We start from the raw sequence: 24,757 nt of genomic DNA on the forward strand, positions 1-24,757 counted from the left end.
ATTGGGTGCTCCGCCCTTGCCCCCACCGCCACCCTCAACGGAGACGCTCCGCGTCCGGCCCCGATTCCACGCACCCAATGTGGCGTTCGGTGCGTTGGACGCACCGAACGCCACATTGGGGCGCATGACCCGGCCTCGCGAAACCCGTTTGGCCGAGCACGGCGGTCACTGCTACATTTCCGTCGGCCGTGCGAGAGACCGAGGAGGTGGTACCCGTGAACCTGACTACATGGGTGCTCCCCTCAGGGGTCACGGTCGGGCGATAGGTCGTCCGGGAGCGCCGTTTCACGAGCACTCCCGAAAGGCACGACCATGCACTTCACTTCCGAACAACGCCTCGACGACGGTGTCCTCGAGCGCGAATTCACCCTCGGTGAGGTCCCCGGCATCCTGTGGACGTCCGGATCCGCGTCCGAGCCGGCCCCGCTGCTTCTGCTCGGGCACCCCGGCGGCACGCGCCGGATGTATCCGAGGCTGGTGGCCAGGGCCCGACACGCGGTGGCGGAGGGCTTCGCCGCGGCCACCATCGAGCTCCCGTGGACCGGTGACCGGCCCCGGTCCGCCGCCGTCGAACAGGCCCGCGCCGACCTGCGCCGGGCGGTGGAGGCCGGTGTGCCGGTCGACGACGAGATCGTGCGCCGGCTCATCCTCCCGCTGGTCGAAAAGTCGGTCCCGGAATGGCAGGCGGTCCTGGACGCCCTCCTGCCACTGCCCGGGCTCGGCGGGCCGGTCGGGTACGCGGGCGGGGTGATCGCCGTCGGCATCCGGCTGGCGGTGGTCGAACCACGCGTCGCGGCCGCCCTGCTGTTCGCCGGGAGTTACGTGCCCCGCAGCATGTTCGAGGAGGCCCGGCAGGTCACCATTCCGCTGCACGTCCTGTTGCAGTGGGACGACGAGGGGAACGACCGGCAGCTGGCCCTCGACCTGTTCGACGCCTTCGGTGCCAAGGAGAAGACGTTGCACGCCAACATGGGCGGGCACACCGGTGTCCCGTCGTTCGAGGGGGAACCCGGGAGCCGGTTCTTCGCCCGGCACCTGAAGTGAGGCCGCCCGCCTCATCCGGAACGGACGGTGCCGAACTGCTCGGCGAAGCGGCCGGTGAACAGGTCGGCGCCCTTGTACTCGGCGACCGTCGCGGCCGGGACGGCCGCGGGGCCGTCCGGGGTGAGCATCTGGCCGACACCGCCCCGCGAGCCGATCGGGAGGAGGATCATGGGCTCGGCTGAGGGCCGGTAGGTGGCCGTCGGCCGTTCGCCCCGCAGCCGCGCGGCGATGTTCCCCGCGACGACCTCGGCGTGCCGCATCGCGTGCGCGGCCATCTTGGCCTCGGGCAGGGCGGTGAGGTCGCCGACCGCGTAGACGTGGTCGTGTCCCCGGACGTTCAGCGTTTCGGTGACGGGAACCTCGCCGCGCGGTGTGCGGGTGGTGAGGCGGCCGTCGGCGAGGTAGCCGCTGTCGATCCGCACACCGTGGGCGCGGAACCAGATGTCGGCGGTGATCTCCTCGCCGCCGGTGGTGGCGACGGTGAAACTCCCGGCCCGGCCGGGGTCCGTCGCCGGCGGCGCGGCCAGCCCGGTGCCCAGCCGCAGCCCGATGCGTGCCGCGTCGAGCTGGCGGTGCAGGTCCTGGCGTACCTCCGGCAGGAAACCGGGCAACAGCCGCGCCGCCGGGTCGACGACGGTCAGGTCCTTGCCGGGCCAGACCGCCCTGATCTCCCCGGCCAGTTCGAGCCCGACCGGTCCGGCGCCGGCGATCAGCACCCGCTCGGCGTCCGCCAGTTCCTTGTGGGTCCGGCGAAGATGCTCCAGCGCCGCCTCCGCGGTCTCGGCCTCGGGCTTGGCCGGATACGGGTACGCGGAGCCGGTGGCGAGAACGAGGAAGTCCGCGTCGACGCGTCCGCCCGAGGCCAGCGTGACGCCGCCGGGATCCACCGAACTCGCGCGGTCGCGGAGCACCCTGCCCCTGGCGAGCAGCCGGTCGTAGGGAAAGAACATGGCGGGTGCCCAGTCGGGCCGGGCCAGCGCCCGCAGCGACGCCGCCGCGTTGACGAACGCGTCGCGTGGCTCGACGAGGACGACGTCCGCGTCGGCGTCCAACGCCTTGGCGACCGCCGAACCCCCGTAACCGCCGCCGATGACGACGACCGTACGACTCATGACACAGCCTCCCAGAGAATTGAAGTTCGTGTAGCGAACCATAATAGTTCGCTACACGAACTGCAAGTACTCTCGAAAGGCGCGTGGTCAGTGGCTCCGGCCACTCGCTCCCGTGGCCGGTTCCAGGAAGACGACCGGAACCTCGTTGTCCAGCACGACGTGGCCGAGCAGCGCGGCGAGCGTTTCGCGGTCGGTCTCGCCGAGTCCCGCGGGCAGTTCGGCGACCCGGCGGCAGGTCTCGGCGTAGAACTCGGCAGCGAGCTGCCTGCCTTCGCCGGTAAGGGCGACCCGGACCGCGCGGGAGTCCGCCGGGTCCGGTTCGCGCCGGACCAGTCCGTTGCGCGTGGTCCGGTCCACCAGGCCGGTGAGGCTCGACTTGGCCAGTCCCAGGGTGGTGCCCAGCTCGCCCATGCCGTACGGCCGGGCCATCAACACGCACAGCAGCTGCCCCTGCTGGGGGGTGAGACCGTGTTCCCGGCTCGATTCGGCATACACGGCGTTCACCAGGAACGCGGACCGCACCAGCGCGGTCACCACTCCCATCCGGCCTTCGGTGTTTTCGCCCATGTGCGCAGCCTAACATTTTCGCGCCTTACAGTTCGCAGGACGAACTTCCGGGTTCGTTCCCGGTCCGCGGTCCGGGAACGAACCCGTGCCGCTCAGCCGAGGGCGAGCGCGACCAGCCGGTCGTAGGCGCCGTTGAACACGTCCTGGTCGATCGGGCTGTCGCTGTACTGCCAGAAGGTCCACACGTCCCAGTCGAAGGGCAGCGGGCCGGGATCGCCCGCGTACCGCGCCACCCAGAGCGGGTTGGTGGTCCTGAACCCGGCCAGGTCGCCGGTGCACTGTGACCACCACGAGGTGGCCGTGTAGATCACCGGCCAGACCCCGGTGCGGTTGTGGTACTGGTCGCTGAAGTCCTTGACCCAGCCGATCATGTCCCACTGCCCGTAGCCGTAGCACGCGGCGCCGTTGGGGTTCCATTCGATGTCGAGGGTGCCCGGGAGCGTCTTGCCGTCCCGCGACCAGCCGCCGCCGTGGTCGACGAAGTAGTCCGCCTGTGCCGCGCCACCGGACACGTCCGGCCGGGCGAAGTGGTAGGCGCCGCGGATCATGCCGACGTCGTAGGAGCCGTTGTACTGCTGCGCGAAGTACGGGCTCGTGTAGTCCGTGCCCTCGGTGGCCTTGACGTAGGCGAAGCGCTTTCCCTGCCCCCACTGGGAGTTCCAGTCCACATTGCCCTGCCAGCCGCTGACGTCGATACCGGACACGGTGTCCTGGACGCCGGGCACGGCCGCGGTGTCGCGCCGGGGTGTGGCGCCGGCGCGCTCGTGGGCGCGGATCTGGGAGCCCATCGGGTGATCGGCGCGCCGGATCAGTTCGGCGAGCGCGGGGGACACGCTCGGGTCCAGCGGTGTCCCGGTGGCGTGCGGTGCCTCGCCGGGCGGCGCCGCGTACGCCGTGGTCGCCGGTGCGGTCACGCCGACCGCCATCAGCGCGGCCGCGCCGAGCAGGGCCCGCCATCTCCGTGGGTGTGCGAATGTCATGATCGTCCCTTCGGTCCGCTCGCGGCGGCCTGGTCCCGGCCACCGGCGCATCCGTTGCCGAACGACGCATTGTGACTACGTCAGGTGATTTCATTACCGGCGTTTCGGCGGATTGCCCGTTTCCTGGCCGGAACCGGCCAGGAATACCGTCGAACGGCCTCACTCACCCGAGGGAGCTTCGGGTTCCAGCACAATGGCGAGGTGAAGATCGCGACCCTGGCGGCCAAGCTGGATCGGCTGCGTGTGCTCGAAGACGGCCGAGCCAAGGCTCTGGGGCAGGCGCGAGGACGGCGTGAAGCCTTCGCCGTCTTCGGCGCCGACGGGCACGGCTACCGCAGCCGCCCGTTGTCCGGGACCGAGATCGCCGCGGTGGAGGCGGCGCTCGGTGTCGCGCTGCCGCCCGGCTACCGCGACTTCCTGTGCCGGGTCGGCGCGGGCGCGGGTCCCTACTACGGGCTGCTTGGCATGGCCGACCTGGTGACCGAGCCCGAAGATCGTGACCCGGCCGGTGATTTCCCGTTCACCCGTGCCGACGCGGACCGTCTTCACCGGGAATGGCGGGACTGGCTGCGCGAGCCGGACTCCGGCGGCGGTCCGGCCGCGGCGGCGGCGATGGAGTCGCCCGGCTGTATCGCCATCGGCAGGCAGGGCTGCGCCGGGCAGTCGATGCTGGTCACCACGGGCGAACTGGCCGGAAGCGTGTGGGACAACTGGGAAGACACCTGGCGCCCGGCGAGGAATCCGACCGGGGTGTCCGGCCTTCCGCTCGCCCCGGTGTACCTGGGCCCGGTACCGGATTTCCTTGCCTGGTACGACGGCTGGCTCACCGGGGCGCTGGCGCAGCTCGGCGCCCGGTCCTGACTTCGTTCGGGCCCGAACGCCAGGTCGCGCGGCCCGCGCCGGGAGTCCTGGCCCGTAACACCCTCGCGGATTCGGGCGACTGCGTGGCGGACGACGAAGGGGAGGCCGCCATGATCGGTTCCCGGCAAGGGTTTTCGGGTGCGCTCCCGGTGTGCCCGTCGTGTGTGCGGGCGCTGCCGCCCGGCGCGGTCGCCTGTCCGTGGTGCGGCCACCCGCCGCCACCCGCCGCGGCGGAGGGCGGGGCGTTCCGCCGCGGCGCGACCGGCGCCGGGCTGCTCGCCGGGGGAGTGCTGGTGGCCTTGTCCCCGGTGCTGCCCTGGTTGCGGGGCACCTCGGCGGGCACCGTGCGCCTGGTCGGCCCGCCGCTGCCCGGCGCGGCGCTGCCGGTCGTCCTGGCGCCGGTCGCCGTCCTGGTGATCGGCGTGGTGGCCATGGTGTCGGGGCCGTTGCTGCCCAGGGGGACCGCCGCCCGCGTGACGGCGGGGCTGCTGGGTGGGAGCACGCTGCTCGTCGGCACGCTGGCGCTGGTGGCGATGTCCGAGGCGGTGCCGACCGGCTGGGTCGGCGCCGGCCCGTGGCTGGCGCTGGCGGGCGCGGCGGTGCTCACCGGCGCGGCGGTGCTGCCGGTGCCCGGCGCCGGTCCGCCCGCCGGGTCCGCGCTGCGCCGTCAGTCGGTCCCGCTGGTGGGCACGGCCGTGGTGGCGGTGTTCGCGGTGCTGGGACTCGTCGCGCTGTTCGGCGCCGCCGCGCGGGCGCGCGTCGAGCCGCCCTCGCCCGCCGCCGCGTCCGGTCCGCCCGCCGGTCGCGAGCCGGTGGTCCCGGTCCCGTCCACGGCGAGCCCGGTCCCGCCACCGACGTCGACGGTCACCGTCCCGCCCCCGCCGACGGTGACCACCACCGCGCCGGCGGAGCCGGTCAGCGCGTCCGACACGGCCGAGGAACTGGTGCGGGGCAAGGGATATCGGCCCGCACCGAACACGAGCTGGCAGCCGGTGCACGGCCTGCACGTGATCGTGGGGGTACGCGCGGACACCGCCGACGGCCAGGATCAGCGGGCGTTCTTCTTCCACGACGCGCGGGGCTACCTGGGTACCGACACCTCCGGCGCCAGCGCGGGGATCACCGAGATGTGGTCGACGGACGACACGGTCGCGTTGTCCTACGTCCTCTTTCACGTCGGCGATCCGCGGTGCTGCCCGACCGCGGGCGCGGCGACGGTCCGCTACCTCTGGGACGGGACCCGGCTGGTGCCGCTGGACCCGATCCCGTCCGACGACCCGCGCGCGGTGGTGAGCAGACGATGAACGGGCGCGTGTCATCGGGATGTCATCGGCCGCGGCCTACTGTCGGCGGGTGGTGAAGGCGGAGGAAACCGGGCCGGGCCGGGTGATCGGCGGCCGGTACCGGCTCGTCGGGACGCTGGACTTCGGCGGGATGGGACGGGTGTGGCGGGCGCACGACGAGACGCTGCGCCTCGACGTCGCGGTCAAGGAGGTCTGGCTCTCGCCCGCGATGCCCGCGCACGAACGGGAAGAACGGCTGGCCAGGGCGGAGCGGGAGGCCCGCAACGCCGCCGCGCTGCGGGATCATCCGCACGTGGTGGCCGTGCACGACGTCGTGGTCGAGGACGGGGTCCCGTGGATCGTGATGCGGCTGGTGACCGGGCAGTCGCTGGAAAAGCGGCTCGCCGACGGGCCGTTGCCCGCCGAGGACGCGGTCCGGGTCGCCGGGCAGCTGCTCGACGCGCTCGAAGCGGCGCACGGGGCCGGGATCGTGCACCGCGACGTCAAACCGGCGAACGTGCTGCTGGCCGAGGACGGGACCGCGCTGCTGGCCGACTTCGGCATCGCCGTCCACCACGCCGACACCACCATCACCGGCACCGGGACGCTCATCGGCTCGGTCGAGTACATGGCCCCGGAGCGGCTGAACGGCGAGGACGGACTCGCCGAAAGCGACCTCTACTCCCTCGGGGTGACGTTGTACCAGGCGGTGGAGGGACTTTCCCCGTTCCGCCGCGGCACCCCCACCGCCACCCTGACCGCGGTCCTGCTGGAGGACGCGCCGGCGCCGGAACACGCCGGGGCGCTCGCCACGCTGATCACCCGGCTGCTGGACAAGGATCCGGGCCGGCGCCCGGACCTCACCGAGGCGCGGGCGCTGCTGACGGCGTCGTCGACGAAGAAGCTGGACGACCCCGCCGAGCGGACCGGAAAGCTTGACCGGACGGCCAAGGAGACCAAGAAGTTCGAAGAGATCACCGAGCCGCCCAAGCCGCCCAAGCCGCCGGAGCGGCCGGGCGGACCGGCGAAGGGTGTTTCCGCCGGACGGACGGCGGGCGTGGTGGCCGTGCTCGTCGTCGTGGGCCTGGTGACCCTGCTCGTCACCCGTGGCGCCGTCGGCCACCTCGCGTCCCAGCTCTTCGACCGGTCCTCGGCCACCTCCTCGGCGACCGCCACCCCGTCCACCACCGAGCGGAGCACGCCGCGTACCACCCCCACGCGCACCACCCCGACCCGTACGCGGGCCACCACTCCCTCCGCCCGGCCCGCGGACCTCGACCGCGAGGCGGGCGACACCACCCCGTTGACGACCTCGGCGCTGCTCGCGGATTCGTTCACCGACGACAAGAACGTGCACTACACCCGGAAGAGCGCGGGCGTCCGCGACTGTGTCACCCAGTACCTGAGCCAGCGGGTCCGGGACCTGCTGCGCCGTTCGGGCTGTGACAAGGCCGTCGGCGCGACGTACGTGGACGACTCCGGCCGGATACTGGCGATGGTGTGGGTCGTGCCGATGAAGGACGAGCAGACCGCCAAAACCGCTTACGAGGCCTACGATTCCGGCTCCTGGGGCGTCATGTGCCCCGGTAAGGGACCCGGTGCCGAGATCTGTGACGAGGACAAGGACACCAGCCGCGCGACCCGCAGTGGCTACACCCGCCGGACCCACCGCTACCTGATCGAATCGAACGCGCTGTACATCAATCTGACGACTGCGAGCAGCGCCAAACCGGCGTTGACGGCCGCCGCGAGCGCCGCCGCCGATTCGGCGGGGCCGCTGAACCACCCCGGGAACCGGTGAGGGCGTGCCCGTTCAGGACCTCGGCGCGCAGCGGCCGTTCCCGTAGCAGGGCACGTGCGCCCACACGGTCTTGCCCGCCCGTCGCGGGTCCTGCCGCACGCCCCACGAGGCGGCGAGCCGGTCCACCAGCAGTAACCCGCGCCCGCGCGGGTCGGCGGCCGCGGACAGCGCCATCATCGGCTGCCGGAAGGTGAGGTCGGCGACCTCGATCCGCACGCCGCACGGCCGCACCGACCGCCACAGCTGGATGTGCCGGGGTCCGCCGCCGTGCTCGAAGGCGTTGGCCACCAGTTCGGTGGCGACCAGCAGGACGTCACCGCGGTGGACCGCGCCTAGGCCGGTCAGCTGCCGGGTGGCCCACGCGCGCATCTCGGCCAGTGTGCGTGCCGACGCGTCCCGCAGGTCCATCACCCAGGTGCCCGGAAGGACGTCTTCGGCCAGGGTCATGGCGGTACTCCTCTCCGGCGACGCGTGCCCTCGGCTGGAGAGGCACCATGGGGGATATACCCAGAACGGCGAAAATCAATCCGGCCCCGGCCGCGCGGCCCCCGCGCCGGGTGGGGTGACGGCCCCGCCGGCGCGTTCCCTTTCCGCGACGGCGAAGCGGTGGTGCGGCTCCCTCACCGGCGCGAAGGCCGCTCCGGAGCGATTCGACCATCTACAGTGGACAGAAGAATTCCGTGCTCGCGAAATCCGTTCTGGATCGGTTCGGTGCGCCCCGCGCAACCGCCGACCGTCCACACCGGACGCGCCGGACGCGCCGAACCGGCGGAGCCTGCGCCCTCCCGCCGGGGGAAGGACTAGGCTGCGCGGCGTGTCCCGGGTGGTACGTGCCCGGGCGGGTTCGAGCTCGAAGGAAGAAACAATGGCGCAGAAGGTCGTTGTCCAGATGACGGACGACATCGACGGTGGCGAAGCCAGCCAGACCGTTCCGTTCAGTTTGGACGGTGTGAACTACGAGATCGACCTGTCGGAGGACAACGCCGAAGGTCTGCGGGAGGGGCTGGCCCCGTTCCTCGCGGCCTCGCGGCGGGTGGGCGGCCGCAAGGTCCGCCTGGCCGTCGGCCAGTCGGCCGCGGGCCCGGCCCCGGTCTCGCAGGCCGACCGGGAGCGGTCCCGCGCGGTCCGGGCGTGGGCGTTGGACAACGGCTACGAGGTGTCCGAGCGCGGGCGGATCCCGCGTGAGGTCGTCGAGGCGTTCGAGCGGGCCGAGGCCCAGCCCGAGCCGGTGAAGGCGCCGCGCAAGCGGGCCTCCCGGAAGAAGGCCGCCTCGGCGTGAGGTGTGCGCGGAACGGGCCCCGGACCCTCGGTCCGGGGCCCGTTCCGCGCGCGCCCGAAGTCGATGGTGGTACCCCGGCCAGTCGGGGGGCTGCCTGGCCGGGGTACCACCACGGCAACAGAGAGGGGCCGGGCCACGCGCGCATGACGCGTGGGATGTCGATTCACCCGTTAGCGTGAATGGCCGCCGTCCGGCTCAGGCCCGCGGGTTGTCCCCGTGGGTCAGCGTTTCCCAGGCCAGGAAGTGATTGTCGGTACCGGCGGGCCGGGTGCGGGCCAGCAGCGCGGCCGTCTTCGGCATCGGGACGCCGAGCTGGTTGTGGTAGCGGTTGTAGGCGGTTTCGAGCACCGGCCCCACGCCCTTGTTCACCTTGCCGCCGCACAGCCAGGAGGGCACCGCGGCACCGAGGTCGTACTGGGCGTGGAACTCCAGCGCCGCCACCACGCGGTCGCGCATCTCGCCGAACAGATCGGGCCCGCCCTGCAGTTTCGCCGTCTCGGCGACGTGGCTCGCGGCCACCAGTCCCCAGCCGGTGTGCCCGAAGTCGCGGCAGGTCTCCTGGGCGAGGCCGTCGACGAACTTCGTCTGGCCGTACCAGTACTTGATCAGCTTGTCCCGGTCGTCGGGCATACCGGGGGCCGCCTTCGGGAGCGGGCCGTCCGAGCCGAGGTAGACGTAGGCGGGGACGCGGCCCCGCCAGGTCTTCACGGCGGTGTCGTAGGAGGCGCGGTCGTCGAGGAACACCGAGATCCCGGCGGCCGCGTCGGTCATGATCAGTTCCCAGTTCCCGTTGGCGTGCGAGCCTTTCAGCAGCGTGGGGAGATACACCTCGCGCAGCATGGTGGCGAACCGCGCCTGCTTCGCCGCGGGCCACGACTTCGAGGTGGCGCGGACGAGTTCGCCCGCGCGGGCCCAGGACACCCCGGCCCAGCCGGTCTGCAGGGGCGCGTTGCTCAGCGAGTGCTTCGTGATGGTGGTGGCCCAGGCGTCCATGATCCCGGCGGCCTTGACCGCGTAGGCGTCGTTGCCGGTGAGGTAGGCCATCAGCGCGTCCGAGTAGGCGGCGAGCGCGTCGGTCCGTTCGTCGGTGCAGCCGATGTCCGGCTTCGACCGGGATCCGCACTGGACGTCCGCCCTCGGTTTCGGCGTGCGGTCCAGCGAGGCCAGCGGGCTCGCCTTCAGCTGCGCGAAAGCGGACTTCCACGGCTCCGCGCCCGCGTCGATCCGCTGCCGGACGAAGTCGAGACTCTGCCTGGTGTCGGACACTCCGGGGTGCGTGAAGGCCGCGGCGCGCGCGATCGCCGCCGGACGTGTCGCGACGACGCAGCCGGTGACGATCAGCGCGAGCACCGCCGCCCACAGGAGGATGTGCCCGCGGTGGAACCGGTGCGGGCGTGGCTGCCCCATGGTTTCTCCCTTGTCGTGAGGTGGTGCGGCGCGGACCGCCAAAATACATCGGACTAATGGGGGAGATCTAGTGATCGGTGGCGTCTCACGTGCGAAAACGTCGATAATAGGTCAGATGTCTGGCCTGTCCTGCTGTGCGCGCCTTGTCCGGCTGCCGTGGCCCGCCGTCGGGCTCGGGCCTGTTTCGCCGGTCGCGCCGGGAGGGGTCCCGCGCTGTGATAACTTGGAACGAACTGGGGCATCTGTGCGAAAGCGAATGGCGCCGTGATGTCCCGTCGAGGGGCCGGTAGCTCAGTTGGTTAGAGCAGGGGACTCATAATCCCTTGGCCGTCGGTTCGAGCCCGACCCGGCCCACCCGATCGGCTCGATCCTGCTCGTCGCTGCGCGACTTCGCCGGGATCGGGTGGCGATTCCACCCGGGGGATAACCCCCGGACCCCCAGCACGCAACGCGGGTCGCCTGCGGTGGTTCTCACGTCTTCGTTCTGGTTGTCCCTAACGCTTGGCGGTTTCCGCGCTACGTGTGGCCGTGAATCGGGTGGGCGGACCGGAAGAACGTCTCGATGTCCACTTCTGCCGGTCCTTCCTCATGGCCGCGAGGCACTCCGGCCGCTGAAATTGAGGCCAAGGACGCCAACTAGGCAGGGAGGTCGGCGTGGCAGGCCATCGCGGCACTCAGGTGACTTCGCTGGCGGACAGGGCACCGTCAGCCGAGGGCAACGCCTTCTTGGCGACGTTGCACGCCGAGCACCGGGAACACCTGTTGCGGTTCACCCGCCGCCTGCTCCCCGCCGACCCGCACCGCGCCGAGGACGTCGTGCAGGAGTGCCTCTTCCGGGCATGGCGCAACAGTGAAACCCTTGCCGGTAAAGGAAAATCGGTGCGCCCGTGGCTGTTCACGGTCGCCCGCAACCTCATCGTCGACTGGGCCCGCCGGGACAACGCCCGGCCGGTGGTGTTCGGCGACGACGACTTCGACCTCCTGCCCGGCGGATCCGACTTCGCCGACGAGGTCGTCGAACGGTGCGTCGTCGAGGAGGGCCTGGCCCGGTTGACGCCGATGCAGCGCGAAGCCCTCGAACAGGTCTACCGGCTCGACAACACCCGGCAGCGCGCGGCCGTGGCCATCGGGGTGCCGGTGGGGACGGTCAAGTCCCGGGTGCACCACGCGAGGATCGCCATGGCCGAGGCACTGGCCTGCCACGGCGTCACCGCGGCGGGGTGGTGATCGGCGGGCTCAGGCCGATTCCGGGACCGCCACACCGAGTTCGGCGGCCAGCTCGTGGCCCATCTTCCTGGCGAGCGGCGTCTCGTACCGGGCGCATTCGGCGAGCGCGCGCACCCGGTGCTGCCTCGCGTCGTCGGGCCTGCCCGCGGCCTCGGTCAGCCGGGCCAGGTCGATCATGATCTCGATCTTGGTTTCGGACCAGCGCGCCTCGGCCAGCGCCGACAGCAGCTGTTCCTCGGCTTCGCCCAAGCGGTCCGCCTTGACCAGGATCCGGCCGCGCAGGTGCTGGGTCTTCGCCACCGCGAACGTCGCGCTGTGCTTGCGGAACAGTGACTCGGCCTCGTCCAGCAGGCGCAGCGCGGAGGGGGTATCCCCGCCCGCCGCGACGCCCTCGGCGAGCCGGGTCAGCACCATCGACAGCAGTTCGTCGTTGCCGGGCCCGCTGCCCCAGCCCCGGTAGTAGGCCTCGCTCCGCCGTTGCGCGGCCACGGCTTCGCCGAACTCGCCGAGGGTGTACAGCATGGAGCCCAGCAGGGACAGTGCCAGGTACTGGCCGTTCGGGTACCCCGCCCGCTCGAACAGGTCCACGGCACGCCTGCACTGGAGCGCGGCCTCGCGCGGGGAACCGAGCCGCCGGGTGATGGCCGCGCCGTAGTACCACGCCCAGGCCTCCGCCACCAGGTCGCCCGCCTCGGTCGCGGCCGCCACCGCGCGCGTGTGCGCCTCGAGCGCGGTGTGCGGATCCCCGCAGAGCGCGTAGTGCGCCCACGACACGTAGTTCAGCTGTTCCGCCGCCGACCGGACGTCGCCGAGCGCCTCGGCCGCCGCCGCGCCCGCGCCGAACACCTCGCACCAGAGCGGGCCGGTGCCGCGCAGATCCGAGTACCAGTGCATCGCCTTGGCCAGGTCGAGTACCTGTTCGTGCGCTCCGAGCGCCGCGGCCGAGCGCAGCGCCGCGCGCCAGTGGGACTGCTCCCGTGCCAGCCACTGTCCCGACGATTCCCGGTCATGCACCGGATCCGGCCCGTCGACCGTGATCGTCACCTCCGCCCGGTCGTGGTCGAAGAACTGGGCCGCCTTCGTCGCCACCGTGAGCAGCCAGTCGCGGACCCGGTCGCCCGCCGCCCGCACGTCCTCGGCTGGCTCGGCGGTCTCCAGTCGTTCCTTGGCGAACACGCGCAGCAGATCGGGCGTCGTGTACCGCCCCGGCGTCCCGCCGAAACCGAGGAGACTGGCCTCGGCCAGTTTTTCCAGTGCCGCTTCGACCTCGTCCACCGGACGGCCGGCGGCGACCGCGGCGAGTTCGGCGGAGACCTCCTGGCCGTGCACGAGCGCCAGCCGCCGGAACACCCCGGCGGTGCCGGGTGCCAGATGGTGGTAGGACAGCTCGAAGGCGGTGCGGATCTGGAGATCGCCCGCGGTGAGCACGGACAGCCGCCGCCGCTCGTTCTCCAGCTGGTCCGCCAGGTGCGCGATCGTCCACCGGAACCGGCTGGCCAGCCGGTTGCCCGCGATCAGCAGCGCGAGCGGGACACCGCCGCACAGCTTCGCGACCCGGCGCGCCGCGTCCGGTTCCGCGTGTACCCGTCGTTCCCCGGCGACGACGCCGAGCAGGTCCACCGCCGCGTCCTCGGAGAGCACCTCCAGTGCGAGCCGGTGCCGCGCGTTCAACCCGGCCAGAGTGTTCCTGCTGGTCACCAGCACCATGGAGCCGGGGCTCGTGGTGAGCAGCGGACGTACCTGCGCTTCGTTGGCGGCGTTGTCGAGGATCAGCAGCACTTCGCGGTCGTGCACCAGGGAGCGGTAGAGGGCGAGCCGGTCGTCGGGATCGGCGGGGAACTGGCGTTCGTCGAGCCCGAACCCGCGCAGCAGGCGGTGGACCGCCCGGTCCGGGGTGAGCGGCTCGGGATCCATGCCCCGCAGGTCGAGGAACAGGCAGCCGTGGGCGAAGCGGTGGGCGTGCCGGTGCCCGGCGTCCACGGCCAGCGCGGTCTTGCCGGCACCCGGCAGCCCGTGCAGCACCGCGACCTGCAGCCGGGACGACGAAGCCGCGGCCGCCACGACGTCGTCGAGAGCCTGGCGTTCGGCCTGCCGCCCGGTCAGTTCGGTGAGATGGGGTGGCAGGCCGGCGGGGACGACGGGACGAGGGGCCTCGGCGGGGGCGGGTTCCTCCGGTGTGCCCGCCGGGCGTCGTCCGGCGCGGGCGGCGCCGGTGAAGTCGGCGGCCTCCCTTCCGGTCAGGCCCAGTCCCTGGACCAGCAGCTCCGCGGTGCGTCGTTGCGGGGTGCGGACCCGGCCGCGCTCCATGTCGCTGATGCTGCGCACGCTGATCCCGGTCCGCTCGGCCAGTTCCTCCTGGGTGATCGGGATACGCAGCCGGTAGAAGCGGAGGAAGTCTCCGAACGCGGTCCTGTCCACGCTGTCAAGAGCTCCTCTCGGCGACGGCTGCGCGGCGACGGCCGTGCGGGCCCGGCGCCGGGCCAATCCTGCCATGCCGGTGCTGAACACCCGATGGCGGAATGTCACCGACTTGCTTGCGCGGCAATGAATCCCCTGCCCCGGGATGGGCGGAGCAGGGGATTCGCCGCCGGTGTCAGGGGAGATCGGCGGGCGAGAGCAGGCGCAGGTCCGCGACGGTGGGCGCGCCCGCCGTGCTCAGCCGTCCGGCCTGCCGCGTCATCATGATCTCCAGCACCTGGCGGGCGTAGCGGGCGTTGCCGAAGGCCGCGTCGCGCTCCACGGACCCGAAGTGCGCGCGCAGCGCGACGACCGTCTCCGGGGCGCATTCGTAGCCGTTCGAGGAGGCCATCCGGTGCACGATGGTGACCAGGTCGTCGGTGGTGTAGTTCTCGAACTCGATGTGCCGGGAGAACCGCGAGGCGAGACCGGCGTTCGAGGCGAGGAACGCCCGCATCTCGGCGGTGTAGCCGGCGACGATCACCACCGTGTCGTCGCGGTGGTCCTCCATCAGTTTCACCAGGGTGTCGACGGCTTCCTGGCCGAAGTCGGCACCGGTGGCGCCCGCCGGGGTCAGCGCGTACGCCTCGTCGATGAACAGCACGCCGCCGCGCGCGGATTCGAACGCCTCCCTGGTCAGGTGGGCGGTGTGCCCGACGTAGCGGCCGACCAGGTCGGCGCGCGCGACCTCGACCAGATGGCCCTTGCGCAGCACGCCCAGCGCGGCGAGCAGTTCCCCGTAGAGCCTCGCCACCGTCGTCTTGCCCGTACCGGGCGCGCCGGCGAAGACCAGGTGGTTGCTGATCGCCGGGACCGGCAGCCCGGCCCGCCGCCGCTGCCGGGCGGTGGCGATCAGGTTCACCAGGTCGTTGATCGCGTCCTTCACCCCGGTCAGGCCGATCATCGTGTCGAGTTTCGTCCGCAGCGCGGTCAGCGTGTCCTCGTCGCCCTCCGGGGTGCTCGCCGCCGCGTCGCCGGGGACGTCGGCGGGCAGCAGGAGCGACAGGCTCTGCTCGTCGGCGTCCGGTTCGTTCGCGAGGCGGAACGCCTGCCGGTCCACCATCTCCTCGAACACCTTGCGCGCGGTCCGCCCGTTGCCGAAGTCCTCGCCGCGCTCCATCTGTCCGAAGTGGACGGACAGGGTGTTCCTGGTGTCCTCGGGCACCTGGTACTGGTGGGCGGTGCACATCCGCTCGACGATCGTCACCAGCTCGTCGGTGTCGTAGTTCTCGAACTCGATGGTCCTGGTGAACCGGGACGCCAGCCCGGGATTGGACTGCAGGAACGAGGACATCTCCTGCGAATAGCCCGCGGCGACCACCACGAGTTCGTCCCGGTGGTCCTCCATCAGCTTGACCAGCGTGTCGATGGCCTCGCGGCCGAAGTCCGGCCCGCTGCCCTTGCCCTGCGCGCTCAGGGTGTACGCCTCGTCGATGAACAGCACGCCACCGAGGGCCTTGGTGAACGTCTCGGTGGTCTTGATCGCCGTGCCGCCGACGATCTGGGCGACCAGATCGGCGCGCGCGACCTCGACCAGGTGACCCTCGCGCAGCACGCCCAGTTCGGCGAGGATGCTGCCGTAGAGCCGGGCGACGGTCGTCTTGCCGGTGCCGGGCGGGCCGGCGAAGATCAGGTGCCTGCTGGTCGGCGGCGCGACCAGGCCGGCCTGTTCCCGCCTGCGGGCCATCTTGTTGAGGTTCACCAGCGTCTTCACCTGGTGCTTGACGCCGCTGAGGCCGACGAGTTCCTCCAGCCTGGCCAGTGGTCCGCCGTCCGCTTCGGCCTGCTGGGCCGCCTCGCCCGGTTCGGCGATCGCGGCGACCTCCTCGACGGCCGCGGTGGTGCCGTCGGTGTCCGGGGCGCCGTTGGCCCTGCTGGTCAGGTTCTCCACCGACAACCGGGCGCCGGGCACAGTGACCCGGAGCCCGCTCGCGGTGTTGTCGGAGGCGGCGCAGTCCACCACGCTCACCGCCTCGGCCGACTCGATCCGGACGCCGTCCCGGCGATTGCCGCTGACCTCGTCGGCGGTCAGCTTCGCCCGCGCGCCGGCCTCCACGAGCACGCCGTGCCCGCGGGAACGCCGGACGGTGGACCGGGACAGCATCAGCTCCCCACCGTCCCGCACGAGCACGCCGTCCTCCCCGGCTTCGGCGATTTCGCAGTCGCGCAGGGAACCGACGCCGCCGGGCCCGACGAGCACCCCGGACCGGCCCGCCTGGAAGACCCGAAGTGTGCTGACGTAAGGACTTCCGCCTTCGGAGACGCTGAGCCCGGCACTGCCGGCGTCGCGTACCTCGCAGTCTTCCACCCGGCCGCGGCCGTTCCCGGTGACCTCGATGCCGTTGCCCCGGCAGCCGTTGAGCGACGCCCGGCGCAGCAACGGATTGGCCGCGGCCCGCACCAGCACCCCATGGCCAGCCACGTCCCGGATCTCCAGCCGATCGAACTCGGCCGTCGCGCCGTCGGTCACCACCAGGCCCTCCGCCGCGCCGCCGCGCACGGTCGTCCGGTTGAAGGCCGGGCCGCTCGCCTCGTCCACGTGGATGCCGGTGCCGTTCGCGTCGGACACTTCGCAGTCCTCGAAGGTACCGCGAGAACGTCCGGTGACCCGGACGCCGACGCCGCCGGTCCGTGCCGTGCGGCAGCGGCGCAGCACCGGGTCGGCGCCGTCGGCCACGGTGATCCCGTCGCCGGTGGTGTTGGTGGTCCGGCACTCCTCCAGCACGGGGGAGGAGTGGGTGCTGATGAACACGCCGCTGGAGGTGTCGCGCACGGTGGTGTCGAGCACCTTCGTCGCGCTGTCCTCTTCCAGCGCGATGCCGGGCCGGTCGGTCGAGGAGATGTCGCAGTGCTGGACGGTGCCCTGTGCCTGGCCGTTCGCGCACACGCCGTTTCCCTTGGCGTGGCGCAGGGTGCAGTCCCGCACCATCGGGTTGCCGCGTTCGGCGATCACCACGGCCGAGGTGAGCACGTGCTCCACGACGCAGTCCTCGATCGTGCTCGGCGCGGGCGAGGTGACCACGATGCCCGCGCCACCGGGATTGCTCACCCGGCAGCCCCGCATCGCCAGCGAACCCGAGTGGTGGGCGAGCACCGCGGTCCATGAGGACCCGACGATCTCGCAGTCCTCGACCGCGGCCTGACCGCGTGCCACGTCCACCGCGGGCAGGTCCTCATGCTGGCCCCGCAACACCAGGCCGGTGAGCTTGACGGCTTCGGCGGCGAGCCGGACCGCGCTGCCCTCCCGCGCCACCACCTCCACGGTTCCGCGCGCTTCGCTGGCCGCGATGGTGACCACCTTGGTCACCACCAGCGATTCGTCGTAGCGTCCCGGCAGCACGGAGATCACCGTGCCGTTGCGCGCGTCCTGCAACGCGGCCGAAATGGTGCGATACCCCTGATCACGGTCCACCGTGAGCACGTGCCGTGACACGAGCGCTCCCCTCGTCGTTCGTGGGTGTGGAGCCCACGGCTCCACACCGGACAACGCGGCGCGTACCCGATACGGTTCACTCGGCGGCCGATCCTGCCGGTGGTTCTTCGTGGCCGGGCCCACCGCGGCGTGCTGGACTGGGACGATGAGGCGACAGCTGGCCGTGGCGTGCGCGGCGTTCACGCTCCTGCTTCCCGGCGGCGTGGCCGCCGCGCAGGAGACCGAGCTCCCGCGGATCCCGCAGGCGCTGCGGGCCGGGCAGCCGTGTACGCCCTCCTCGGGCCGGAAGGTCGCGCAGGTGCCGTGGCAGCTGCCGTATCTCGGCGCGGATCGGGTGTGGCCACTGGCCACCGGTGCCGGGGTCACCGTCGCGGTGGTGGACACCGGGGCGGACACCTCGGCGGTACCCGCCGGGGTCCTCGGCGACGCCGGGACGGACTGCGTCGGACACGGGACGGTCCTCGCCGGCCTGGTCGCCGCACCGGCCACAAAGGACGGTGGGCCCGCCGGTCTCGCGCCCGGTGCGCGGGTGCTCGCGGCCCGCGGCACGGACAGGTTCGGCGTCGCGACGGCGGCGAGCATCGCCGGGGGACTCGACGCGGCGGTGGCGGCGGGCGCGCGGATCATCTGCGTCGGTCCGGTGACGACGGACGCGGACCCGGTGCTGCGGCAGGCGGTCGACCGTGCCGTGGCGGCGGGCGCGCTCGTCGTGGCGGCGGCCGGTCCGGACGGCGCGCCGAGGCAGGACACCGCGCCGGGGCCGTACTATCCGGCCGCGTTCCCCGGCGTGCTGGCGGTGACCGCCGTCGGGCCGGACGGGAAACCGGACGCGAAGTCCTCGCCGAAGGCCGTCGCCGGATCGCTCGCGGCGCCGGGGAACCTGGTGGTGGGCACGGGACCCGGCGGGGGTCAGGTGGCCGGGGCCGGGCCGGCGTTCGCCGCCGCGCAGGTCGCGGCCGCGGCGGCGCTGATCCGCTCGTACCGGCCGGAGGTGACCTCCGCCGAGATTCTCCGGCGGTTGCGGGAAACCGCGTACCCGCAGTCCGGGGTCGCCGTGGTCGATCCGCTCGCCGCCGTGACGGGCGCCGGAGCGGCGGACGGTGCCGTGAGCGCGCGGCAGCCGGTGATGGTGCGGGCCGCCCCGGATCCCGCCCCGGCCCGCGAAGCGGCGGGAGCGGTCGTGTCGGCCGTGGTGCTCGCCGTCGGCCTGCTCGCCGCGGCGGCCGTCGTCGTGCCGCTGGGGCGCCGTCGTGGCTGGCGCGCCGGGCGGCAGGAACCTCGTGGATGACCGGCGGAAGCCGCGGCCCGGCGAGGTCTTCCCGGTAGGGGCACGGCGAGTGCCCGAGGGACGCCCCGGGTGCGTTGGACGCGCCAAGGGCGTCCCTCGCTGCGTTGGACGCACTTAAGGCGTCCCTCGGCACAACCGGGCACAGCCCCAGGGCACCGGAGCTCGCGGTCCCGGTTTTCCCCTGCCCGCACCGATTCGCCGCTGTGCCGGGTGAATGGATGACCGGCGCCTGGTTTCCCGGGGCAGGGGGACTCCGGGAAACCAGGCGCCGGTCGGCCCGCTCCCCGTCCCCGGTGAGCTCGGGGGGCGCTGCCGGGAGTGCGGGGGAACGGGCTGGCCTGTCGGGCGGAGCCGGGGCGGCCGGGGGTATCGGTCACCGCCTGCTCCTCGCCGCCAGGGGGGCGACAAGTCGAAAGTAGACAATCGGGCCGCCCGGGACCACGCAGTCTCACCGGCAGAAATGCCCGCCACCGTTCTGCCGGTGGGGCGCGGACTGTTTGCGTCCACAAAGGACTCGCGAACGGCACCGCTCATTTCGTGGTCAGCGCGGCTTCGTGGGCGGAGAGCGCGGTCTGGACGAGGGTCGTCGCGCGCCGGGTGACGTACTGCGCGCGGCCGGGGATCAGCGTGCGCGGCTTGACACCGCCGAACACCATGCCCTCCGACATCGGGCAGGACAACAGCAGCACGGGCGTGTTGACCTCCACCAGGCGGCGCAGCAGCGGATCGTTGGAGCCGCGCCCGATCCCGTTCGCCCCCCGCGTCACGATCACGTGCAGGCCGAGCGCGGTGCCCTGCGCCAGCGCGTCGAACAGCTGCTGGAACAGGTTGTTCGACGAGGACGCCACCATGTCGTAGTCGTCGATCACCACGAACACCCGCGGCCCGGACCACCAGTCGCGCCGCCGCAGCCGGTCCGGCGTGATGTCCGGGCCCGGCAGCCGGGTCTGCACGGCGCGCGCGACGCCGTCGATCAGCTCCTGCACGGAGTCCGCGGAGACCGCGTAGCCCAGCTGGTACTCCTTGGGCACCGCGTCGTAGAGACCGCGGCGGTAGTCCACGGTGATGACGCGGGCCTCCTGTGGGCTGTAACGGCCGGTGATGCCGTCGATCAGCAGCCGCAGCACGTTCGTCTTGCCGGTTTCCACGTCGCCGACCACCAGCAGGTGCGGGTTGTCCTCGAAGTCGTGCCACAACGGTTCCAGGCGCTGGTCGTCCAGCCCCAGCGGGAGCCGCACGTCCCCGTCGGGGGCGGGCAGCTCGGCCCGGTCCAGTACCGGCGGGAGCATGCGGACCGGGGGAGCGGACGGACCGGACCACGCCGAGGCGATCCGCTCGACCAGCGCCGCCACGTGTTCGGTGACCTCGCCCGCCGCGCCGTCGATCGAGGGAAGCGCGGTGAGGAAGTGCAGCTCCTTGTCGGTCAGGCCGCGGCCGGGGATCTTCGGCACGTTCGCCGCCGCGCGCATGTTGATCACCGAGTCGACCGGATCGCCCAGCCGGAGTTCGAGCTGGGTGCCCGCGAGGTCGCGCACGGCGTTGGTGATCTCGCTCCACCGGCCCGAGGCGATCATCAGGTGGATGCCGTAGTTGAGGCCGCGCGCGGCCAGCTCGGCGAAGGTCGGGAGCAGGTCCATGAAGTCCTGGCGGATGGTGGACCAGCCGTCCACCACCAGGAAGACGTCGCCGTGCCGTTCCCCGGCGAACTCGCCCGCCGCCCGTTTGCGGCGATAGGTGGCGATCGAGTCGACGCCGTGGTCGGTGAAGAACCGCTCCCGCCGGGCCAGCAGGGCGGTGACCTCGCCGATCGTGCGGTGGATGCGTTCGAGGTCGAGGCGTCCGGTGACCCCGCCCACATGGGGCAGGTCGCGCAGGCCGGTCAGCGTGCCACCACCGAAGTCGAGGCAGTAGAACTGGACCTCGGCCGGGCTGTGGGTGAGCGCCAGCGCGGCGATGAGGGTGCGGAGCGTGGTGCTCTTGCCGCTCTGCGGCCCGCCGACGACGGCGACGTGCCCGTCGCTGCCGGACAGGTCGACCACGAGCGGGTCCCTCGTCTGCTCGAACGGACGGTCCACCAGGCCGATCGGCACGGTCAGCCTGCCGCGGCCGGGCCACTCCCCGGCGGAGAGGCCGTGCTCGGGGGTGATCCGCAGCGGTGGCAGCAGTTCGTCGAGGGAACTCGGCGCGTCCAGCGGCGGCAGCCACACCTGGTGCGCGGCCGGACCGCTGCCGCGCAGCCGTTCGACGGCCAGCTCCAGCAGGCTCGGCACGGATCCCGCCGGCTCCGGCTCCGGCGTCTGCTCCGGGACGACCTCGGGTTCCGGGTCCTGGCGGACGGTGAACTTCGCGGTGAACGGCACGATCTGCCGGGCCACCACCGCCTGTTCGACGTTCCGCCGCGCGACCCGGTGCGGCCCGGAGACGTAAGCGGCCTTGAACCGGTCCAGCGCGCCGATGCCGCTCTTGAGGAACCCGTTCCCCGGATCGGAGGGCAGCTGGTAGGCGTCGGGCACGCCCAGCACGCCGCGGCTTTCCATCGCGGAGAACGTACGCAGGCCGATCCGGTACGACAGATGTGATTCCAGCTGGTGGATGCGGCCCTCGTCGAGCCGCTGCGAGGCCAGCAGCAGGTGCACGCCGAGGCTGCGGCCCAGCCTGCCGATCATGATGAACAGGTCCATGAAGTCGCGGTGGGCCGAGAGCAGTTCGCTGAACTCGTCCACCACCAGGAACAACGTCGGCAGCGGCGCGAGCGGCGCGCCGTTCGCGCGGGCCCGCTCGTAGTCGAGCGCCGAGCTGTAGTTGCCCGCCTTGCGCAGCAGTTCCTGCCTGCGCACCAGTTCGCCGTTGAGCGCCTCGCGCATGCGGCCGACGAGCGCGGCCTCGTCGGCGAGGTTGGTGATCACCGCCGAGGTGTGCGGCAGCCCGTCCAGCCCGAGGAAGGTGGCGCCACCCTTGAAGTCCACCAGGACGAAGTTCAGGATCTCCGAGGAATGCGTGAGTGCGAGCGACAGCACGAGGGTGCGCAGCAGCTCCGACTTGCCGGAACCGGTCGCGCCGATCAGCATGCCGTGCGGGCCCATCCCGGACTGCGCGGACTCCTTGATGTCGAGCTCGACCGGCGCGCCGGTGGGGCCGACGCCGAGCGGCACCCGGAGCCTGCCGCCGGGACGTTTCGCCGCCCAGCCCGCCGCCACGTCGTGGGTCTGGATGTCCTGGATGCCCAGCAACGCGGTCAGGTCGAAGTTGGCCGCCATCGGTTCGGCGGACCGTTGCCGGGCGCCCACCCGGTAGGGCGCGAGCCGCATCGCCAGCGCGGCCGCGGTGTTGACGCCGATTCCGTCCGGCCGCCCGAGATCGCCCAGCACCTCCTTGTTGTGCTGGTCGACCGTGATCAGCTTCAGCGTCCCGTCCTCGAAGCGCAGCCGCAGCGTCTGCGGATCGTCCTGTTCGGACAGTGCGGAGGACAGGTCGAGCACCGTCGTGTTGCGGTAGCCGTCGGTGGCCAGCCGCGAGGTGGGCGGCACGGTGACCCCGTCCACGAACAGCATCACGCACGGTTCGTGGCTGTCGGGCATGGCGTCGGGGTCGAACGAGGGCCTGCTCGCGAACTCCTCGCCCAGCGCCCGTTCCAGCTCCGTCATCGACTCGAGCACCAGCCGGGCCTCGCCCGCGCCGTCGGTCTCGTTCGGGTGCAGGGTGTGGGGCAGCCACTTCACCCACTCCCACGCCGTCCGCCGCTCGGGTGAGGCGAGCACGACGATCCGCAGTTCCGCGGGCGAGTGGAAGGTCGCCAGGTGGGCGATGACCGACCGGGCCAGCGCGCGGACGCGTGCCCCGTCGCGCGCGGAGTCCCGCGACGCGGCGGTCCGCACCAGTATTCGCGCGAACGAGGGCAGGAACACCGCCACCGGCTGGTCGGGCACGGTGCCGTAGGCGTGGATGAACCGGCGCAGCGCGTGCGCGGAAAGCGGTTCCAGATCGTCCACCGGCTTGGTGGACAGCGGATTCAGCCGCCAGGCGAGCCGCTGCGGGCCCAGCGCGATCCGCACCTCGCCGAAGTCGTCGTCCTGCGCCTCCCGCTCCCACATCCGCGACGTGCCCGGCAGCGACCACAGCGACGCCGGATCCGGATGCCGCCAGGCCAGCGCCTCGCGCTGGTGCTCGATCACCTCGCGGACCTTGCGGCGGGACTGGGCAAGATAACGGAGGTAGTCGCGGCGGGCGTCGTTGAGCTTCTGCCTGCGTTCCCCCGCGCTGCGGCCGAGCTGGCCGATCAGCATGGCCATCGAGGACACCGTCATCAGCCCGGCGGCCAGATAGCTGAAGGCGCCGCTTTCGCCGGGACGCACGAACAGCATGACCGTCGCCGTCGAGGACAGCGCCATCGGCAGGTACATCATGATCGCGCCGGCACTGCGCTGGAGTTCCGGCAGTGTGGGCGGTTCCTGGATGCTCAGCTCGCCCTCGGGCATCTCCGGTCCGGTCCGGCGCGCCCCCTTGCGGAACAGTATTACACTCAACCCCGGATTCCTTCCCTTTCGGACGCGCTGTGGTGGCAGCTCCGTAAGAGGTGACGAAATCCGACCACGCAACGGTTCACTGCGGTGCCGTGCGTCGGTCGCCGACCGAAGGCGTGTGCCATGGCGACCACTTCCGGACTGTGCAAGCTCGCGGTCCGTGCCCCTTCCACCCGGTTCGAACTGGCCGTACCGGCCGACATCCCCCTGATCGACTTGATGCCGACGATCCTCGGCTACGCGGGCCAGGACCTGGCCGAGGCGGGCGTCGACCACGACGGCTGGATCCTGCAGCGGCTCGGGGAACCCCCGCTGGACCAGGAATCCAGCGTCGACTCGCTGAACCTGCGCGACGGCGAGACCCTGCACCTGCGGCCCCGCCGCGAGCAACTGCCGACCGTCCACTTCGACGACATCATCGACGGCCTGTCCACCGAGGCGCGGGCCCGCCCGGACTCCTGGAACCAGGAGGCGACCCGCCGGGTGCTGCTCGGTGGTGTCCTCGCCGTCGTCGCGCTGGGTTTCGGGCTGCTGGTGGGTGCGCCCCCGACCTGGCCGACCCTGCTCGCCGCCGCGCTCGCGGCACTCTTCCTGCTGGTGTGCTCGGCGACCGCGGCCCGCGCGCTCGGTGATCCCGCCGCGGCGCTCGCGCTGGCGCTGGCCGCGATCCCGTTCGTCGGGCTGGCCGGGTTCCTCGTCCCGCACGGACCGCCGGGCGAGGTGCTGACCGGCGCGCGGACACTGGCGGCGTGCGTGGCGGGCGCGGGAGCCGCCGCGCTCGGCCTCGCCGCGGTGGCGGGGGCCGCCCCGGTCTTCGTGTCGGTCGCGACCTTCGGGCTGCTGTGCGCCTCCGGCGGGGCGGTGATGATGATCGGCGGCGCGAGCGCCGCCGGCTCCGCGACGATCGTCGCGGTGCTCGCCGTGCTGATCGGCGCCTTCGTGCCGCGGATCGCCTTCCGGCTGGCCGGCCTGCGGCTGCCCGCGCTGCCCACCAACGCCCAGGAACTGCAGGAGGATCTGGAGCCGCACGCGGGCGACGAGGTCGTCGGCAAGGGCCGGATCGCCGACGCGTACGTGACGGCGCTGTTCACCGCGATCGGGGCCGCCTGCGCGGTGGTGCTCGAGTTCGTGGTGCGCGACCCGTCCTGGCAGGCCACCACGTTCGGCGCGGTGCTCAGCGCGTTGCTGCTGGTGCACGGCCGGGCGCTGGGCAGCGTCTGGCAACGGCTGTCGGTCCTCGTGCCGGGCGGGTACGGCGTCCTGCGGCTGCTGCTGGCCGCGGAACGGGACACGGCGCGGCCGCTGGTGTTCGGCGCCGGTCTGTTCGTGCTCGCCGTGGTGCTGATCGTGGCGCGCTGGACACTGCCCGGCCGCAGGCTGCTGCCGCAGTGGGGCAGGCTCGCCGACATCCTGGAGAGCCTGGCGACGCTGTCGCTGCTGCCGCTGGCGCTGTGGCTGCTCGGAGCGTTCGCCTTCCTGCGCGGTATCGGGGGCTGAA

At 72.3% G+C, this 24,757-nt stretch carries 16 protein-coding genes and 1 tRNA gene; 9 read left to right on the forward strand and 8 right to left on the reverse strand.

Features of this window, described 5'->3' with window-relative positions:
• The first annotated feature begins 312 nt into the window (after positions 1-312).
• On the forward strand, positions 313-1,044 hold the full coding sequence (locus ABD987_RS41765) for a dienelactone hydrolase family protein (protein ID WP_345408040.1): 732 nt from the start codon (positions 313-315) through the stop codon (positions 1,042-1,044).
• A gap of 11 nt (positions 1,045-1,055) precedes the next feature.
• On the opposite strand, the gene ABD987_RS41770 is transcribed toward ABD987_RS41765, so the two are convergent.
• The 3 genes from ABD987_RS41770 to ABD987_RS41780 all read right to left on the reverse strand — a co-directional run bounded on the left by ABD987_RS41770 (position 1,056) and on the right by ABD987_RS41780 (position 3,703).
• Complete coding sequence (locus ABD987_RS41770) at positions 1,056-2,156, reverse strand: NAD(P)/FAD-dependent oxidoreductase (RefSeq protein WP_345408042.1); 1,101 nt, start codon at positions 2,154-2,156, stop codon at positions 1,056-1,058.
• Between the two features lie 87 nt (positions 2,157-2,243).
• Positions 2,244-2,699, reverse strand: coding sequence for a MarR family winged helix-turn-helix transcriptional regulator (locus tag ABD987_RS41775; RefSeq protein WP_378214256.1), 456 nt, complete (start codon positions 2,697-2,699; stop codon positions 2,244-2,246).
• Between the two features lie 116 nt (positions 2,700-2,815).
• Positions 2,816-3,703: a lysozyme gene (locus ABD987_RS41780; RefSeq protein ID WP_345408046.1), complete on the reverse strand. Its 888-nt coding sequence runs from the start codon at positions 3,701-3,703 to the stop codon at positions 2,816-2,818.
• 201 nt (positions 3,704-3,904) lie between these two features.
• Here ABD987_RS41780 and ABD987_RS41785 point away from each other — a divergent pair, with 201 nt between their 5' ends.
• The 3 genes from ABD987_RS41785 to ABD987_RS41795 all read left to right on the forward strand — a co-directional run bounded on the left by ABD987_RS41785 (position 3,905) and on the right by ABD987_RS41795 (position 7,648).
• Positions 3,905-4,564 (forward strand): SMI1/KNR4 family protein, encoded by a 660-nt coding sequence (locus tag ABD987_RS41785; protein ID WP_345408048.1) that lies wholly within the window; start codon positions 3,905-3,907, stop codon positions 4,562-4,564.
• A gap of 110 nt (positions 4,565-4,674) precedes the next feature.
• Positions 4,675-5,868, forward strand: coding sequence for an LppP/LprE family lipoprotein (locus ABD987_RS41790; protein WP_345408050.1), 1,194 nt, complete (start codon positions 4,675-4,677; stop codon positions 5,866-5,868).
• A 49-nt stretch (positions 5,869-5,917) separates the two neighbouring features.
• On the forward strand, positions 5,918-7,648 hold the full coding sequence (locus tag ABD987_RS41795) for a serine/threonine-protein kinase (protein ID WP_345408052.1): 1,731 nt from the start codon (positions 5,918-5,920) through the stop codon (positions 7,646-7,648).
• 12 nt (positions 7,649-7,660) lie between these two features.
• Here the strand turns inward: ABD987_RS41795 and ABD987_RS41800 are convergent, their stop codons facing one another.
• Entirely contained in the window at positions 7,661-8,095 is a 435-nt protein-coding gene (locus tag ABD987_RS41800; protein ID WP_345408054.1) for an ATP-binding protein, read from the reverse strand.
• Positions 8,096-8,513: 418 nt separating this feature from the next.
• On the opposite strand from ABD987_RS41800, the gene ABD987_RS41805 reads away from it, so the two are divergent.
• Entirely contained in the window at positions 8,514-8,927 is a 414-nt protein-coding gene (locus tag ABD987_RS41805; protein ID WP_345408056.1) for a histone-like nucleoid-structuring protein Lsr2, read from the forward strand.
• Positions 8,928-9,122: 195 nt separating this feature from the next.
• On the opposite strand, the gene ABD987_RS41810 is transcribed toward ABD987_RS41805, so the two are convergent.
• On the reverse strand, positions 9,123-10,334 hold the full coding sequence (locus tag ABD987_RS41810; protein WP_345408058.1) for an alginate lyase family protein: 1,212 nt from the start codon (positions 10,332-10,334) through the stop codon (positions 9,123-9,125).
• 280 nt (positions 10,335-10,614) lie between these two features.
• Between ABD987_RS41810 and ABD987_RS41815 the strand changes: the two genes are divergently transcribed.
• Both ABD987_RS41815 and ABD987_RS41820 read left to right on the forward strand, forming a co-directional pair.
• A tRNA-Ile gene (locus tag ABD987_RS41815) sits at positions 10,615-10,688 on the forward strand.
• Between the two features lie 300 nt (positions 10,689-10,988).
• Positions 10,989-11,561 carry a sigma-70 family RNA polymerase sigma factor gene (locus ABD987_RS41820; protein ID WP_345408060.1) on the forward strand — a complete coding sequence of 191 codons (573 nt, stop codon included), beginning with the start codon at positions 10,989-10,991 and terminating at the stop codon, positions 11,559-11,561.
• A 9-nt stretch (positions 11,562-11,570) separates the two neighbouring features.
• Here ABD987_RS41820 and ABD987_RS41825 read toward each other — a convergent pair whose 3' ends face one another.
• Together ABD987_RS41825 and ABD987_RS41830 are read right to left on the reverse strand one after the other, a co-directional pair.
• On the reverse strand, positions 11,571-13,979 hold the full coding sequence (locus ABD987_RS41825) for a helix-turn-helix domain-containing protein (RefSeq protein ID WP_345408062.1): 2,409 nt from the start codon (positions 13,977-13,979) through the stop codon (positions 11,571-11,573).
• Positions 13,980-14,154: 175 nt separating this feature from the next.
• On the reverse strand, positions 14,155-17,451 hold the full coding sequence (locus ABD987_RS41830) for a right-handed parallel beta-helix repeat-containing protein (RefSeq protein ID WP_345408064.1): 3,297 nt from the start codon (positions 17,449-17,451) through the stop codon (positions 14,155-14,157).
• A gap of 145 nt (positions 17,452-17,596) precedes the next feature.
• Here ABD987_RS41830 and ABD987_RS41835 point away from each other — a divergent pair, with 145 nt between their 5' ends.
• On the forward strand, positions 17,597-18,739 hold the full coding sequence (locus ABD987_RS41835; protein WP_345408066.1) for a S8 family serine peptidase: 1,143 nt from the start codon (positions 17,597-17,599) through the stop codon (positions 18,737-18,739).
• 530 nt (positions 18,740-19,269) lie between these two features.
• Here ABD987_RS41835 and eccCa read toward each other — a convergent pair.
• A complete protein-coding gene (gene eccCa, locus ABD987_RS41840) occupies positions 19,270-23,262 on the reverse strand; it encodes a type VII secretion protein EccCa (RefSeq protein WP_345408068.1) in 3,993 nt (1,330 codons plus the stop codon).
• A gap of 120 nt (positions 23,263-23,382) precedes the next feature.
• On the opposite strand from eccCa, the gene eccD reads away from it, so the two are divergent.
• Positions 23,383-24,756: a type VII secretion integral membrane protein EccD gene (gene eccD / locus ABD987_RS41845; protein WP_345408070.1), complete on the forward strand. Its 1,374-nt coding sequence runs from the start codon at positions 23,383-23,385 to the stop codon at positions 24,754-24,756.
• The last annotated feature ends 1 nt before the right edge of the window (position 24,757 follow it).

The sequence above is a fragment of the Amycolatopsis samaneae genome, from assembly GCF_039541975.1.
GTDB lineage: Bacteria > Actinomycetota > Actinomycetes > Mycobacteriales > Pseudonocardiaceae > Amycolatopsis > Amycolatopsis samaneae.

Excerpts from the sequence above, each read along its gene's own strand:
- ABD987_RS41780 (WP_345408046.1), bottom strand. The coding sequence starts at position 3,703 with ATGACATTCGCACACCCACGGAGATGGCGGGCCCTGCTCGGCGCGGCC.
- ABD987_RS41770 (WP_345408042.1), bottom strand. The coding sequence starts at position 2,156 with ATGAGTCGTACGGTCGTCGTCATCGGCGGCGGTTACGGGGGTTCGGCG.
- eccD (WP_345408070.1), top strand. The coding sequence starts at position 23,383 with ATGGCGACCACTTCCGGACTGTGCAAGCTCGCGGTCCGTGCCCCTTCC.
- ABD987_RS41835 (WP_345408066.1), top strand. The coding sequence starts at position 17,597 with ATGAGGCGACAGCTGGCCGTGGCGTGCGCGGCGTTCACGCTCCTGCTT.
- ABD987_RS41765 (WP_345408040.1), top strand. The coding sequence starts at position 313 with ATGCACTTCACTTCCGAACAACGCCTCGACGACGGTGTCCTCGAGCGC.
- ABD987_RS41810 (WP_345408058.1), bottom strand. The coding sequence starts at position 10,334 with ATGGGGCAGCCACGCCCGCACCGGTTCCACCGCGGGCACATCCTCCTG.
- ABD987_RS41775 (WP_378214256.1), bottom strand. The coding sequence starts at position 2,699 with ATGGGAGTGGTGACCGCGCTGGTGCGGTCCGCGTTCCTGGTGAACGCC.
- ABD987_RS41805 (WP_345408056.1), top strand. The coding sequence starts at position 8,514 with ATGGCGCAGAAGGTCGTTGTCCAGATGACGGACGACATCGACGGTGGC.
- ABD987_RS41800 (WP_345408054.1), bottom strand. The coding sequence starts at position 8,095 with ATGACCCTGGCCGAAGACGTCCTTCCGGGCACCTGGGTGATGGACCTG.
- ABD987_RS41790 (WP_345408050.1), top strand. The coding sequence starts at position 4,675 with ATGATCGGTTCCCGGCAAGGGTTTTCGGGTGCGCTCCCGGTGTGCCCG.